This is a genomic window from Micromonospora sp. CNZ280, assembly GCF_011759515.1.
This window is the reverse complement of record NZ_JAAOYP010000003.1, coordinates 456,075-469,797: the sequence shown is the minus strand read 5'-3', so window position 1 is coordinate 469,797 and position 13,723 is coordinate 456,075. Positions and strand designations below refer to the sequence as shown.

Sequence of the window (13,723 nt, the reverse complement as noted above, 5' to 3'; positions counted from 1 at the left end):
CGGGCGAGTGCGGTGCCGGCGGGGTGCGGACAGTGAAAAGCCGGCCGGAGGCACCCTGGGGTGCCTCCGGCCGGCTATGTCGGGTAGCGGACTCAGTTCGCCATCAGATCGGCGCCACGCCAGCTGAACTCCGGGTCCGTCGCGTACCGCACGGTGATCTTCACGAGATCCTCCGCGTACTTGTTCGCGTGGTGCCCACAGAACACCAGCTCGCTCCCACCCGCCAGAGTGATCCGGAGCTTGCCGGCAGCATTGCAGCGGTCGCACCGTTCATCGGCGGCCGGGGGGCTCACCGTCTCGGGCGGCGGCGTGAGGGTCGGGGTCATCGCCTTCCTCCTCTGGTCGTCACCGATGAACAATCTCTTCGGTCGTTGCTCACCTATCGTGCAACACCCTTGTGGGGCCTTGCCTTCCCTGTGTGCCCGGCGGGGACGGAGGTCACACATGGCAGGGACAGTGTGCCGTGCACCAAGGGTGCCACGTCAACGATCACATTCGTGCAACCGAACGATCACCATCCGACGTTGCACGCCAAGTGACCAAAACGACACGCCCGGTTGACGATCCCGGATCAGTCGAGGTAATCCCGGAGCACCTGCGACCGCGACGGGTGGCGCAGCTTGGACATCGTCTTCGACTCGATCTGCCGGATCCGCTCCCGGGTCACGCCGTAGACCTGGCCGATCTCGTCCAGCGTGCGCGGCTGGCCGTCGGTGAGGCCGAAGCGCAGGCGTACCACACCCGCCTCACGCTCGGACAGCGTCTGCAGCACCTGCTGGAGCTGGTCCTGCAGCAGCGAGAACGAGACGGCGTCGACCGCGACCACGGCCTCCGAGTCCTCGATGAAGTCGCCGAGCTGGCTGTCGCCCTCGTCGCCGATGGTCTGGTCGAGCGAGATGGGCTCCCGGGCGTACTGCTGGATCTCCAGCACCTTCTCCGGTGTGATGTCCATCTCCTTGGCCAGCTCTTCCGGGGTGGGCTCGCGGCCCAGGTCCTGGAGCAGCTCGCGCTGGATCCGGCCGAGCTTGTTGATCACCTCGACCATGTGCACCGGGATACGGATGGTGCGGGCCTGGTCGGCCATGGCGCGGGTGATCGCCTGGCGGATCCACCAGGTGGCGTAGGTGGAGAACTTGTAGCCCTTGGTGTAGTCGAACTTCTCCACCGCGCGGATCAGGCCGAGGTTGCCCTCCTGGATCAGGTCGAGGAAGGCCATGCCGCGACCCGTGTAGCGCTTGGCCAGCGAGACGACCAGTCGCAGGTTGGCCTCGAGCAGGTGGTTCTTGGCCCGCTCGCCGTCGCGGGAGATCCAGAGCAGGTCCCGCTGCATGTCGCGGGTGAGCTTCTCCTCGCCCTCGTCGGCGGCGCGCAGCCGCTCGGCGGCGTAGAGCCCGGCCTCGATCCGCTTGGCCAGCTCCACCTCCTGCTCGGCGTTGAGCAGCGGAACCTTGCCGATCTGCTTGAGGTACGCCCGGACCGAGTCGGCGGAGGCGGTCAGCTCGGCATCCCGGCGGGCCTGCTTGAGCGCCTCGGACTCCTCGTCGTCCCACTCGAAGTCGTTGTCGCTGGCCGAGTTGGCCGCGTCGGTCTCGGCGGCCTGGGTCAGCTCGGCCGGCTCCTCGACCACCACGTCCTCGATCTCGGCGGCGAGCTCCTCCGGGTCGATCTCGCCCTCGGCACCGTCGCCCTTGGCCTTGCCGGCGGCCTTGGTGGCCTTCGCCGGGCCGGTCGCGGCGGCCACTGTGGCCTTGGTGGCCCGGGTGGCCTTCTTGGCCGGCGCCGCGGCCTTGGCGGCCACCTCGGCGGTGGTGCCGGCGGCCTTGCGCGCGGTCGCCTTCCGCGGCGCGGGCGCGGGGGCCTCCTCCGCGGCGGGCGCCTGCTTCGGGGCCGGCGCGGCGGCCTTCTTGGTGGTCTTGGCGGTGGTGGCCCGGGACGCCGGCGTGGCCGAGCGGGCGGCGGCCACCCGGCGGCGGGTGCTGGCCGAGCCGTCCACCACCACGGTCACTCCCGCCTCGGAGAGCGCCCGCAGGATCTTCTTGGCCTGGGCCGGAGTCACCTCGGCGGACTCGACGGTGCGCGCGAGCTGGGCCGACGTGAGCTGGCCGCCGGCGCTCTGCGCGTGGGCGATCAGGGTGTCGGTGAGCGAGCGAACGTCGGCGCCGGTCTGGCGGGGTTCTGTCACGAATGACCTTCCGGAGGCGAAGAGCGAGCACGGCCGGGTCGTCCGACGCAGAGCGGGGCACCGTGCCGAACGATGTGGTTGAGGAACCCCCGTGTCCCGGGCCGACCGGTCGCTGGCGGTCCGTGGCGCGTGGGCAGGGGTGAATTGTAACGCCGTCTGCGGCGATCATCCTGCGGCGCACGGCGTACCCGCGGTGGGGACCGCCGATTCGACGCAGATGTGGACTTTGTAAGGATGATACCCGCGCGGGATCCGGAACACCCCGGTCGTGCGGGAAGGGGACGGACGATGGACCGGACGGCGCCGGCGCCGCGGGAACTGCTGGAGATCGCGGTCGAGGTGGCCCGGGACGCGGCCGCGACGGCGTACCGGATGCGGGCCGAGGGCGTGTCGGTGGCGGCCACCAAGAGCACCGCCACCGACGTGGTGACCGCCGCGGACCGGGCGGTGGAGCGGCAGGTGACGGACGCGCTGCGCCGGCTGCGCCCGGCGGACGCGGTGCTCGGCGAGGAGTACGGCGCGGGCGGCCCGGCCGAGCCGGGCGGCGTGCGCTGGATCCTCGACCCGATCGACGGCACGGTGAACTACCTCTACGGCCTGCCGCACTGCGCGGTCTCGCTCGCCGCCGAGGTGGCCGGCCAGGTGGTCGCCGGGGTGGTGCGTAACGTCAGCACCGGCGAGGAGTGGACCGCCACCCTCGGCGGCGGGGCCTGGCGCGACGGCGAGCGGCTGCGCTGCTCCACCGAGACCGATCTCGGTCAGGCGCTGGTGGCCACCGGTTTCGGCTACGACCCGGGGCGCCGGGCGCACCAGGCCCGGGTGGTCGCCGAGCTGATCCCGCACGTCCGGGACATCCGCCGGCTGGGCGCCGCCGCGCTCGACCTCTGCCTGGCCGCCGAGGGCCGGGTGGACGCGTACTACGAGAAGGGGCTGGCCGCCTGGGACCTCGCGGCCGGCGGTCTGGTGGCCGGCGAGGCCGGGCTGCGGGTCGGCGGGCTGGGCGGGCTGCCGGCGGGCCCGGACCTGGTCATCGCCGCGCCGCCGGCGCTGTTCGAGCCGCTGCACGCCCGGCTGGCCGACCTGGACGCCTCCGGCGGCCCCTGACCGGTCCGGTACGTCGGGCGTGGCCGGCCGACCGGCCGGGACGGGCGTCAGGGATCCGCGCCGGCGGGCGTCGACCGGCCCGGCCGCGCGGCGGTCGCGGGTCAGGCGGCCGCGCGGCGGTCGCGGGTCAGGCGGCCGCGCGGCGGTCGCGGGTCAGGCGGCCGCGCGGCGGTCGCGGGTCAGGCGGTCGGGCCGCTCGCCGGCCGGGCGGGGGTCAGCGCCGCCCGGGGTGACGTCACTTCTCGACCGGGGCCGGGCAGGACTCGGGTGGCGCGTTCGGGGAGCCCAGGTCGCCGAGGGACTGGTTGACCTCGGTGGTGGTGGCCAGCTGCTGGAAGGAGTTGCCCAGCACCACGTCGACCACGTCGTCCGGGCGCTTCGCGTCGTACACCAGCTCCGCGTTGTCCAGGAAGTACGCCCGCAGCAGGTGGGCCGAGCCGACGCCCTTCGGGCCGTACCGGAGCACCGCGATGTCGTCGGACTTCTTCTTCTCGTCGCCGGTCTTCTGCACCTGGAACTTCCGGTTGCGGAAGTCGTCGGCGATCTGGGCGGCCAGGCCGTGCCGGTCCGTCGTCGCGTTCAGCACGTTGATCTTGACGTCCTTGGGCTCGCGCAGGGTCACGTCGGCCAACGGCCAGCCCTCCGGGCAGCCCTCGGCGAGGCCGGCGTTGCCCTGGGTGTCGCGGACCAGCGCGACGACCACGAAGACCAGGGCGAGCACCCCCAGCAGGCCGACGACAACGAGTGCTCGCACTCGCGCAAAGCTCATCAGGGCGCTCCCGGACAGTGGTGGGTGGCGGCGGACGCCGGCGGTCGGACCGCCCCGCCGGCCGTCGAGTACGCCGCTGAGGTTAACGGTTGTCCGGCCGTCGCGTGGAAACAGCCGGACATGCCGGCGCGCCATCCCGGAAGCGGGTACTACTACCCCTATCTTCGTGTCGCCTGAGTCACATTGGGAACAACTTCGCGTGCGGGGGCGTACATCTCAGCCACGAGGGCGGTATACATGCCTCGCCCAAAGGGGGGGTATGGTTCCGCGCTCGCTGGGGGAGTTCTCTGGCGGCGACGGCCCGTACGGTCAGCCGGGTCGGGTGACCGACACAAGGTGGTGGCCGGCCAGCGGAACCGAAACAGCGTCGTCCGGCGTTACAACCGGAAGCGACAACATCGATATGGGAGAGTGAAACCGATGGCCACCGACTACGACGCCCCGCGTCGCGACGAGGTCGACCTCGGCGAGGACAGCCTGGAAGAGCTCAAGGCCCGGCGCGTCGACTCACAGTCGGGCGCCGTGGACGTCGACGAGGCCGAGGTGGCCGAGAGCTTCGAGCTGCCCGGCGCCGACCTGGCCGACGAGGAGCTCACGGTCAAGGTGCTGCCGATGCAGCAGGACGAGTTCCGCTGCGCCCGCTGCTTCCTGGTGCACCACCGCAGCCAGTTGGCGGTTGAGCGGAACGGCGAGCTGATCTGCCGCGAGTGCGTCTGATCCGGGCAGGCTTTACCAGCGGCGGCTCCCTGACGGGGCCGCCGCTGTCCGAGTCGCCGCCGTCCCCGGCCGCCGCAGTCCTGGTCGCCGTGCGGCGGGTCGGGGGAACTGCTTGACTCGGGACGGGTAGCCGGCACGGCGGCGGACGATCCATCCGGGAGGTTGGCTCGATGAGCGAGCGCGGCGCGGACGAGGCGGGAGTGGGCGAGCGGGGCGCGGACGACGAGCTGGGGGCGACCGTCGCCGCGCTCACCGCCGACGAGATCGAGCCGGCCCGGCGCCGGCAACTGCTCACCCGGCTCGTCGGGCAGGCCCGGGCGCGTGGGCTCGGCGACCTGTTCAAACCCCGCGCGGCCGTCCGCTGGATGGTCGACACGGTCGCCGAGATAGCGCCGCACGTGCCGGTGCGCGACCTGGCCACCCTGCGCCGGCACTTCCCCGGACTGGACGACGACGCGCTCGCCGACCGGCTGGTCCGCAACGCCGCCCGGGCGACGGCCGGGGTGGGCGCGGCCGGCGGCGGCGTCGCCGCCGTGGAGTGGGCGGTCACCCCGGCCCTGCTCTCCGCGCCGGTGCTGCTGGCCGCCGAGACGGTCGCCGTGGTGGCGATCGAACTGAAACTGGTCGGCGAGCTGCACGAGGTCTACGGCGTACCGCTGCCCGTGGGCGGCACCCCGCGCGCCGTCGCGCTGGTGCACTCCTGGGCCAGCCAGCGCGGGGTCAACCCGATGATCCCCGGCGCCGGGGTGGGGGCGGTGCTCGGCACCGCGGCCCGCCGGGAACTGCGGGACACCCTGCTACGGCGCTTCGGGCGCAACCTGACCACCCTCGGGCCGTTCCTCACCGGTGCGGCGGTCGCCAGCTACCTCAACCGGCGGGCCACCCGTGGGCTGGCCGACCAGGTCCGTGCCGACCTGTACCGCAAGCGCCGCGCGCTGCCGGGCGCCCCGCCGGCACTGCCCGGCGCGTCCGCTCCGCGCTGAGCGGCGGCCGTCAGCCGGCGTCGCGGGCGGCCAGGATCGCCTCGGCCAGCTCGACCGGGCGGCGGCTGCTCACCACCCAGAACGGGGTCGGGTCGGCCGGGTCGTCCAGCACGACCTGCACCGCGCCGCCGATCCACGGCCGCTGCACCACGAACGCCAGCGGATCCGCGCCGACCCCGAGCACCTCGCGCCGGCCGGCGGCGTCCAGCGGGATCGCGTCGGCCACGAACCGTACCGGCAGCCGGGCGTCGTCCACCCACAACTCGCCGTCGCGTACCGCTACCCGGACCCGGCCGAGCCAGGCCAGGCCGAGCACGGTCGCCGGCGGCAGCACCGCGAACGGCAGCCACGCGCGGACCCCGGAGTAGCCCATCCAGAGCTCGGCGGCGAGCAGGACGGCCGCGGCCACCCCGGCCAGCCAGAGCCACCAGGGCAGGCCGAGCCGCTCGGAGTGCTCGGTGGGCGCCGCGACCGGCGACGCCGGCGAGGGCGGCGACGTCGGCGACGGCGACGGCGAGGAGGGCGACAGGCTCACAGTCCGAGGGTACGGCGCACAACCGCCCGGGTACCCGGCAGGATGGCAGGGTCACCCCGTGAACCGGACGGAAGAGGGGAACCGTGACCGACGTCGTACCCGTGCCCGTACGGCAGCTCGACCCGGAGCTGCCGCTGCCGGCGTACGCCCATCCCGGTGACGCCGGGGCCGACCTGGTGGCCGCTGCGGACGTCGAGCTGCCGCCCGGCGGCCGGGCCCTGGTCCCGACCGGCCTGGCGATCGCCCTGCCCGAGGGGTACGTGGGCCTGGTCCACCCCCGGTCGGGGCTGGCGGCCAGGCTCGGCGTGACCGTGCTCAACGCGCCCGGTACGGTCGACGCCGGCTACCGGGGTGAGATCCTGGTCAACCTGATCAACCATGATCGGGACGTGCCGGCCAAGATCTCCCGTGGCGACCGGATCGCCCAACTCGTCATCCAGCGGGTGGAACGGGCGGTCTTCCAGCCGGTGGCCGAGCTGCCCGCGTCCCCGCGCGGCGCCGGCGGGCACGGCTCCACCGGCGGGCACGCCGGGCTGGTGCCGCCCGCGCCGCGCGCCGACGGGGCGGACGGGCGGACGGAAGAGGTGGCAGGGTGAGTGCGAACAGCGGAGGGTTGGCGCAGTGATCTTCTCCCGTAAGCGGGCCGACGCCGGGCGGCGTGGCCGCGACGAGCGGACCACCGAGGTCCTCGACAGTCACGACGGCGAGCAGACCTCGGCGGCCCCGGCCCGCGGCCCGTACGACGTCGGCGAGGCGCCTGCCGGCGTGCAGCGGCTCGACCTGGGCAGCCTGCAGATTCCGGCGGTGCCCGAGGTGGAGGTGCGGGTGCAGGCCGACCCGCAGGGCGTGATCCAGCAGGTGGTGCTGGTGCACGGCGAGAACGCGCTCCAGCTCGGCGTCTTCGCCGCACCCCGCTCCGAGGGCATCTGGGACGAGGTGCGCGAGGAGATCCGCCAGTCGCTGTTCAACGACGGCGCCGCCGCCCAGGAGGTCGACGGGGAGTACGGCACCGAGCTGCGCGCCCGGGTGCGCACCCCGGACGGCCTGACCGACCTGCGGTTCGTCGGCATCGACGGGCCGCGCTGGATGGTCCGTGGCGTCTACCAGGGCCCGGCCGCCGTCGACCCGGCCTCGGCCGGGCCGCTGGCGCAGTGCCTCGACGGGCTGGTGGTCGACCGGGGCCAGGAGGCGAAGCCGGTGCGTGAGCCGCTGCCGCTGCGGCTGCCTCGCGACGTCGCCGAGCAGGCCGGCCCGGCCGGTGCCGGGGGAGCCGACGCCGGTGCGGCGGCCGGCCGTCCCGCCCCGGAACCCCGCGAGGCGTGACCGCCGTTCGCCGGCCCGCCGGGACCGGCCCGCTCGGCGTACGCTGGCGGAACGGTCCCGGTGCCGCCGGGCTCGGGCAGTGCCGGCGTGGGCCGGCCGGCGTGGAAGGGTGACGCGGAGGTCATGACGACCGACGAGGACCGGAGGCCGCTGCGGCGGATGCTGCGCCGGTTCACGGCCAGCGAGGCCGAGATCGAGGCGCAGGAGCTGCAGAGGGAGAGCGCCGAGCACGGCGGGGTGCCGGCCCGGCAGTGCCACCGGGGCCAGGTGGTGTCGGTCTCCGGGCGGCTGCGCACCGTGGTCTACACCCCGCGCACCAACCTGCCCACCCTGGAGGCGGACCTCTACGACGGCAGCGACGTGGTGACGCTGGTCTGGCTGGGCCGGCGGCACATCGCCGGCATCGAGCCCGGCCGGCACCTCACCGCCCGCGGGCGGGTGGCCGTCCGGGACGACCGCAAGGTCATCTACAACCCGTACTACGAGCTGGAGTCGCCGAAGTGACGACGGGACAGCACCGGGCGGCGGAGCCGGACACCGGGCCGGAGGAGGAGCGGCTGCCCACCATCGCCGAACAGATGGCCGACCAGCTCGGCGGCTGGCGGGGGCTGGTGGAGTCGAGCATCCCGGTGGTCGTCTTCGTGGTCGCCAACATTCTCGGCGAGCTGCGCCCCGCGGTGATCGCCTCGGTGGCGGTGGCGCTGGCGATCGCGGTGCTGCGGCTGGCCCAGCGCCGGCCCGTCCGGCACGCGGTCAACGGGCTCTTCGGCATCGCCATCGGCGCGGCGATCGCCTGGCGCACCGGCGACGAGCGGGACTTCTACCTCCCCGGCATCCTCTACGGCATCGGCTACGGGTTGGCGCTGCTGCTCTCGGCGGCGATCCGGCAGCCCCTGGTGGGGTGGATCTGGTCGGTGCTGGTGGCCAAGGGCCGCTCGGAGTGGCGCGACGACCCCCGCCTGGTGAAGACCTTCACCGGGCTGACCGTGCTCTGGGGCGTGGTCTGGCTGGCCAAGGTGGGCGTGCAGGCCGGGCTCTACCTCGCTGAGCAGGACACCGCGCTCGGCGTGGCCCGGCTGGCGCTGGGCTACCCGCCGTACGCGCTGCTGCTGCTGATCACCGTCTGGACCGTCCGCCGGGTGACCCGGGAGACCCGCCCGGCCCCGCTGACCGGCGGCTGAGCCACCCGCCGGGGCCGGCTGAGCCGCCGGACCGGGTATACCGAGGCGCCCGGCCGGGTCAGCGCGCCTCGCGGGTCCGTTCGACGCTGTCCGGCCCGAGCACCACGGCCCGCACCGCGTCCTCCACCTCGGCGGTGCAGACGAAGATCAGCTCGTCCCCGGCCTCCAACGGGTCGTCCGGGCTGGGCACCAGCACCCGCTTGCCCCGCAGGATCGCCACCAGCGCCGAGTCGCGGGGCAGCGGCACCGCGTGCAGCGGCTGCCCGACGTACGGGGCGGTCGTCGGCAGGGTGATCTCGACCAGGTTCGCCTCGCCCTGCCGGAAGGTCATCAGCCGGACCAGGTCGCCGACCGTGACCGCCTCCTCGACCAGGGCGGCCATCACCCGGGGCTTGCTCACCGCGACGTCCACGCCCCACTGCTCGGTGAAGAGCCACTCGTTCTCGGCCCGGTTCACCCGGGCGACCACCCGGGGCACCGCGAACTCGGTCTTGGCCAGCAGCGACACCACCAGGTTGACCTTGTCGTCGCCGGTGGCCGCGACGACCACGTCGCAGCCGGCCACGTTGGCCTCCTCCAGGCTGGTCAGCTCGCACGCGTCGGCCAGCACCCACTCCGCGGCCGGCACCCGGTCGGGCCGCAGCATCTTGGGCTGGCGCTCGACGAGCATCACCTGGTGGCCGTTGTCGATCAGCTCCTGGGCGATGGAACGGCCCACGTTGCCGGCGCCGGCGATGGCGATCCGCATGCTCAGTGCACTCCTTCCGGCGGCGCTGCCGCCACCGACGTGACCGTTGCCACGATGTCGTCGGTGACCAGCATGAAGACCTGGTCACCCTCCTGCACGACGCTGGACGTGGTGGGCAGCGTGCCGATGCCGAAGCGGCTCAGGTACGCCACCCGGGCTCCGGTGGCCTCCTCCAGGGCGCGCACCGGGCGGCCGATCCAGTCCTTGTGCGTCGGCACCTCGACGATCGACACGGTGCTGGTCGGGTCGCGGAAGATCTCCACGTTGCCCTCCGGCACCAGGTGCCGCAGCATCCGGTCGGCGGTCCACCGGACGGTGGCCACGGTGGGGATGCCCAGGCGCTCGTAGACCTGCGCGCGGCGCTGGTCGTAGATCCGGGCCGCGACCCGGGACACCCCGAACGTCTCCCGGGCCAGCCGGGCCGAGATGATGTTGGAGTTGTCGCCGCTGGAGACCGCGGCGAACGCGTCCGCCCGCTCGATGCCGGCCTGGCGGAGCACCTCGCCGTCGAAGCCGGCGCCGGTGACGGTGATCCCGGCGAAGTCCGGGCCGAGCCGGCGGAAGGCGTCGGCGTCCTGGTCGATGACCGCCACCGAGTGCCCCCGGGACTCCAGGCTGTGGGCGAGGGTCGAGCCGACCCGGCCACACCCCATGATCACGACGTGCACGCTGCCCTCCCAAGGTGCCACCCCGCCCCGCCGGATCGGGCGTGTGTCTGCGAGCCTGCCACGTTCCCGGCAGGGGCGGGGACCGACGGTACTCCGCCGGGGTCGCCGGGGGTGATCGACCACCCCGGTGGTCCCGGACGGCGCGTCGTACGCTTGGCGGTTGTGGCCAGTCCCACCTCGCTGCTGAAGCGGCTGCTCGTCGGTCGACCGTTCCGGTCCGACCGGCTCCAGCACACCCTCCTGCCCAAGCGCATCGCGCTGCCCGTCTTCGCCTCGGACGCGCTCTCCAGCGTCGCGTACGCGCCGGACGAGATCCTGCTGACCCTCTCCATCGCCGGCGCGTCGGCGTACCTCTTCTCGCCGTGGATCGCCCTCGCCGTGGTGGTGGTGATGCTCACCGTGGTGGCGAGCTACCGGCAGAACGTGCACGCCTACCCCTCCGGTGGCGGCGACTACGAGGTGGCCACGGTGAACCTCGGGCCGCGCGCCGGGGTGGCGGTGGCCAGCGCGCTGCTGGTCGACTACGTGCTGACGGTCGCGGTGTCGGTCGCCTCCGGGGTGGCCAACCTCGGCTCCGTGGTGCCGTTCGTGGCCACCCACAAGGTGCTCATCGCGGTCCTCGCGGTGGTGCTGCTGACCGCGATGAACCTGCGCGGCCTGCGCGAGTCCGGCACGGCCTTCGCGATCCCCACCTACGGCTTCGTCATCGTGGTCGGCGGGATGCTGCTCACCGGCCTGATCCGGATCTTCGTGCTCGGCGACGACCTACGCGCCCCCAGCGCCGACCTGGTGATCCAGGCCGAGCACAGCGTCACCGGCTTCGCCCTGGTCTTCCTGCTGCTGCGTAGCTTCTCCTCGGGCGCGGCGGCGCTCACCGGCGTGGAGGCGATCTCCAACGGGGTGCCGGCGTTCAAGGCGCCGAAGAGCCGCAACGCGGCCACCACGCTGCTGCTGCTCGGCGCCATCTCGGTGAGTCTGCTGGTCGGCATCATCTGGCTGTCCCGGCTCACCGGGCTGCAGTTCGTCGAGGACCCGGCCCTGCAGATCGTCGCCGGCCCCGAGGGGTACGTGCAGAAGACCGTCACCACCCAGCTCGGCGAGACGGTCTTCGGCTCCGGCTCGGTGCTGCTCTACGTGGTCGCCGGGGCCACCGCGCTGATCCTCTTCCTGGCCGCGAACACCGCGTTCAACGGCTTCCCGGTGCTCGGCTCGATCCTCGCCCAGGACCGCTACCTGCCCCGCCAGCTGCACACCCGGGGCGACCGGCTGGCCTTCTCCAACGGCATCGTCTTCCTGGCCGCCTTCGCGATCGTGCTGATCGTCGGCTTCCAGGCCGAGGTGACCAAGCTCATCCAGCTCTACATCGTCGGGGTGTTCGTCTCGTTCACCCTCTCCCAGGCCGGCATGATCCGGCACTGGAACCGGCACCTCAAGACGGAGCGGGACCCGGAGGCCCGGCGGCGGATGCTCCGCTCCCGGGCCATCAACACCTTCGGGATGGCGATGACCGGCGCCGTGCTGGTCGTCGTGCTGGTCACCAAGTTCCTGCTCGGCGCGTGGATCGCGATCGCCGCGATGGCGGTGATCTACCTGCTGATGCTGGCCATCCGCCGGCACTACGACCGGGTGGCGGCCGAGCTGACCCCGCCGGACGGCGGCCGGGCCGTGCTGCCCGCCCGCAACCACGCCGTGGTGCTGGTCAGCAAGCTGCACCAGCCGACGCTGCGGGCCGTCGCGTACGCCCGGGCCACCCGGCCGGACACGCTGACCGCGGTGACCGTCAACGTCGACGACAAGGACACCCGGGACCTGCAGGAGGAGTGGGAGCGGCGGGAGCTGCCGGTGCCGCTGACCGTGATCGACTCGCCGTACCGGGAGATCACCCGGCCGATCCTCAACTACGTGGCCGGCGTCCGTCGGGAGTCCCCGCGCGACGTGGTCACCGTCTTCATCCCGGAGTACGTGGTCGGCCGCTGGTGGGAGAACCTGCTGCACAACCAGAGCGCGCTGCGGCTCAAGGGCCGGCTGCTCTTCGAGCCGGGGGTGATGGTGACCAGCGTGCCGTGGCAGCTCGAGTCGACCGCCAGCAAGAACCTGGACCGGTTCGACGCCACGCTCACCCGCGGCCCGGCCCGGGGCCCGCGGGTGGTGCCGCGCAGCACCCTGCCGCCGGCCGTGCCGCCGCTCGGCGTGGACGAGCCCGGCGAGGGCGGCCGGACCGCCGGGGCCAACCGTGACTGAGTCGGGGCGGGGCCTGGAGGAGGCCGAGCGAATCGAGCTGACCGTGGGGGCGGTCGCCCCCGGCGGGCACTGCGTGGCCCGGGTGGACGGCCAGGTGGTCTTCGTCCGGCACGCGCTGCCCGGCGAGCGGGTGGTCGCCGAGGTCACCGAGGTGCACAAGGGCTTCGCCCGGGCCGACGCGGTGAGCGTGCTGACCGCCGCGCCGGAGCGGGTCGAGCCACCCTGCCCGTACGCGAAGCCGGGCCGCTGCGGCGGCTGTGACCTGCAGCATGTCGCCCCCGCCGGGCAGTTGGAGTGGAAGGCCGCGGTGGTGCGCGAGCAGCTCACCCGCCTCGGCGGGCTGACCTCGGACGAGCTGGACCGGCTGGGCGTGCGGGTCGAGGCGTTGCCCGGCGGCCCGCTGGGCTGGCGCTCCCGGGTGCGCTACGCGGTCGACGCGGCCGGCCGGGCCGGCCTGCTCAAGCACCGCTCGCACGAGGTGGTGCCGATCGACCGCTGCCTGATCGCCCACCCGGCGATCCAGGAGCTGCCGGTGCTCACCCCGAGCGGGGCGCGCTGGCCGGAGGCGGACGCGGTCGACACCGTCGCCTCCACCGGTGGCGACGTCACCGTCTCCACCGTCGCCGACGGGGTCGCCACGCCGGTCGGCGGGCCGGCCGAGGTGCGCGAGGTGGCCGCCGGCCGGGAGTGGACGCTGCCCGCGTCCGCCTTCTGGCAGGTGCATCCGGCAGCGGCGGACACGCTGGTCGGCGCGGTGCTGGCGGCGCTGGAGCCAGGGCCGGGCGAGTCGGCCTGGGACCTCTACGGCGGGGCCGGGCTGTTCGCCGCGGCGGTGGCCGACCGGGTCGGCCCCGGTGGGCGGGTCACCCTGGTCGAGTCGGCCGCGCAGGGCGTGGCCGCGGCCCGGCAGAACCTGCGCGACCTGCGCCAGGTCGAGCTGGTGGCGGCCCGGGTGGAGACCGCGCTGGCCCGCCGCCGGATCACCGGTCCGGTCGACGTGGTGGTGCTCGACCCGCCTCGCTCCGGCGCCGGTGCCCGGGTGGTGCGCGAGCTGGCCGCCGCCGGTCCGCGCGCGGTGGCGTACGTGGCGTGCGACCCGGCGGCCTTCGCCCGGGACGTGCGCACCTTCGCCGGGCTCGGCTGGCGGCTGGCCACGCTGCGCGGCTTCGACCTGTTCCCGATGACCCAGCACGTCGAGCTGGTCGGGCTGCTGCTGCCGCCCGACTGAGCCGGCCTCCGGTTCCCCGGGTGACCACGCCGACGCGTGCCGCT

15 protein-coding genes are annotated in these 13,723 nt (G+C 73.9%); 9 read left to right on the top strand and 6 right to left on the bottom strand.

What is annotated here, in order from left to right:
* Positions 1-92: 92 nt before the first annotated feature.
* Positions 93-326, bottom strand: coding sequence for a DUF7455 domain-containing protein (locus FHX32_RS23890; RefSeq protein WP_073835435.1), 234 nt, complete (start codon positions 324-326; stop codon positions 93-95).
* A 245-nt stretch (positions 327-571) separates the two neighbouring features.
* On the bottom strand, positions 572-2,182 hold the full coding sequence (locus tag FHX32_RS23885) for an RNA polymerase sigma factor (RefSeq protein ID WP_109900838.1): 1,611 nt from the start codon (positions 2,180-2,182) through the stop codon (positions 572-574).
* A 288-nt stretch (positions 2,183-2,470) separates the two neighbouring features.
* Here FHX32_RS23885 and FHX32_RS23880 point away from each other — a divergent pair, with 288 nt between their 5' ends.
* Positions 2,471-3,286, top strand: coding sequence for an inositol monophosphatase family protein (locus FHX32_RS23880; protein ID WP_167187431.1), 816 nt, complete (start codon positions 2,471-2,473; stop codon positions 3,284-3,286).
* A 235-nt stretch (positions 3,287-3,521) separates the two neighbouring features.
* Here the strand turns inward: FHX32_RS23880 and FHX32_RS23875 are convergent, their stop codons facing one another.
* Positions 3,522-4,040 (bottom strand): LytR C-terminal domain-containing protein, encoded by a 519-nt coding sequence (locus FHX32_RS23875; protein ID WP_486481343.1) that lies wholly within the window; start codon positions 4,038-4,040, stop codon positions 3,522-3,524.
* 435 nt (positions 4,041-4,475) lie between these two features.
* Here FHX32_RS23875 and FHX32_RS23870 point away from each other — a divergent pair, with 435 nt between their 5' ends.
* Together FHX32_RS23870 and FHX32_RS23865 are read left to right on the top strand one after the other, a co-directional pair.
* On the top strand, positions 4,476-4,772 hold the full coding sequence (locus FHX32_RS23870; protein ID WP_007075406.1) for a DUF4193 domain-containing protein: 297 nt from the start codon (positions 4,476-4,478) through the stop codon (positions 4,770-4,772).
* A gap of 170 nt (positions 4,773-4,942) precedes the next feature.
* Positions 4,943-5,755 (top strand): hypothetical protein, encoded by an 813-nt coding sequence (locus FHX32_RS23865; RefSeq protein WP_167187427.1) that lies wholly within the window; start codon positions 4,943-4,945, stop codon positions 5,753-5,755.
* Positions 5,756-5,765: 10 nt separating this feature from the next.
* On the opposite strand, the gene FHX32_RS23860 is transcribed toward FHX32_RS23865, so the two are convergent.
* Positions 5,766-6,290, bottom strand: coding sequence for a DUF3093 domain-containing protein (locus FHX32_RS23860; protein WP_486481292.1), 525 nt, complete (start codon positions 6,288-6,290; stop codon positions 5,766-5,768).
* Between the two features lie 83 nt (positions 6,291-6,373).
* Between FHX32_RS23860 and dut the strand changes: the two genes are divergently transcribed.
* From dut to FHX32_RS23840, 4 genes are all read left to right on the top strand, one after another.
* A complete protein-coding gene (gene dut, locus FHX32_RS23855) occupies positions 6,374-6,886 on the top strand; it encodes a dUTP diphosphatase (protein ID WP_167187425.1) in 513 nt (170 codons plus the stop codon).
* A 25-nt stretch (positions 6,887-6,911) separates the two neighbouring features.
* On the top strand, positions 6,912-7,613 hold the full coding sequence (locus tag FHX32_RS23850) for a DUF3710 domain-containing protein (protein ID WP_167187423.1): 702 nt from the start codon (positions 6,912-6,914) through the stop codon (positions 7,611-7,613).
* 123 nt (positions 7,614-7,736) lie between these two features.
* A complete protein-coding gene (locus tag FHX32_RS23845; RefSeq protein ID WP_167187421.1) occupies positions 7,737-8,117 on the top strand; it encodes an OB-fold nucleic acid binding domain-containing protein in 381 nt (126 codons plus the stop codon).
* A complete protein-coding gene (locus FHX32_RS23840; RefSeq protein WP_167187418.1) occupies positions 8,114-8,794 on the top strand; it encodes a DUF3159 domain-containing protein in 681 nt (226 codons plus the stop codon). The genes FHX32_RS23845 and FHX32_RS23840 overlap by 4 nt, the downstream gene beginning before the upstream one ends.
* A 58-nt stretch (positions 8,795-8,852) precedes the next feature.
* Here FHX32_RS23840 and FHX32_RS23835 read toward each other — a convergent pair whose 3' ends face one another.
* Positions 8,853-9,542: a potassium channel family protein gene (locus FHX32_RS23835; protein ID WP_167187415.1), complete on the bottom strand. Its 690-nt coding sequence runs from the start codon at positions 9,540-9,542 to the stop codon at positions 8,853-8,855.
* Positions 9,543-9,544: 2 nt separating this feature from the next.
* The gene (locus tag FHX32_RS23830) at positions 9,545-10,210 is read right to left on the bottom strand and encodes a potassium channel family protein (protein WP_109900830.1); all 666 of its coding nucleotides are present in this window, start codon (positions 10,208-10,210) and stop codon (positions 9,545-9,547) included.
* 162 nt (positions 10,211-10,372) lie between these two features.
* On the opposite strand from FHX32_RS23830, the gene FHX32_RS23825 reads away from it, so the two are divergent.
* Both FHX32_RS23825 and FHX32_RS23820 read left to right on the top strand, forming a co-directional pair.
* Positions 10,373-12,451 carry an APC family permease gene (locus tag FHX32_RS23825; protein WP_167187412.1) on the top strand — a complete coding sequence of 693 codons (2,079 nt, stop codon included), beginning with the start codon at positions 10,373-10,375 and terminating at the stop codon, positions 12,449-12,451.
* The gene (locus FHX32_RS23820; protein WP_167187409.1) at positions 12,444-13,679 is read left to right on the top strand and encodes a class I SAM-dependent RNA methyltransferase; all 1,236 of its coding nucleotides are present in this window, start codon (positions 12,444-12,446) and stop codon (positions 13,677-13,679) included. Before FHX32_RS23825 ends, FHX32_RS23820 begins: the two co-directional genes overlap by 8 nt.
* Positions 13,680-13,723: the final 44 nt, after the last annotated feature.

Bases quoted from the DNA above. Each gene is read 5' to 3' on its own strand.
- FHX32_RS23890 (WP_073835435.1), bottom strand. From the start codon at position 326: ATGACCCCGACCCTCACGCCGCCGCCCGAGACGGTGAGCCCCCCGGCC.
- FHX32_RS23880 (WP_167187431.1), top strand. From the start codon at position 2,471: ATGGACCGGACGGCGCCGGCGCCGCGGGAACTGCTGGAGATCGCGGTC.
- FHX32_RS23870 (WP_007075406.1), top strand. From the start codon at position 4,476: ATGGCCACCGACTACGACGCCCCGCGTCGCGACGAGGTCGACCTCGGC.
- FHX32_RS23865 (WP_167187427.1), top strand. From the start codon at position 4,943: ATGAGCGAGCGCGGCGCGGACGAGGCGGGAGTGGGCGAGCGGGGCGCG.
- FHX32_RS23845 (WP_167187421.1), top strand. From the start codon at position 7,737: ATGACGACCGACGAGGACCGGAGGCCGCTGCGGCGGATGCTGCGCCGG.
- FHX32_RS23835 (WP_167187415.1), bottom strand. From the start codon at position 9,542: ATGCGGATCGCCATCGCCGGCGCCGGCAACGTGGGCCGTTCCATCGCC.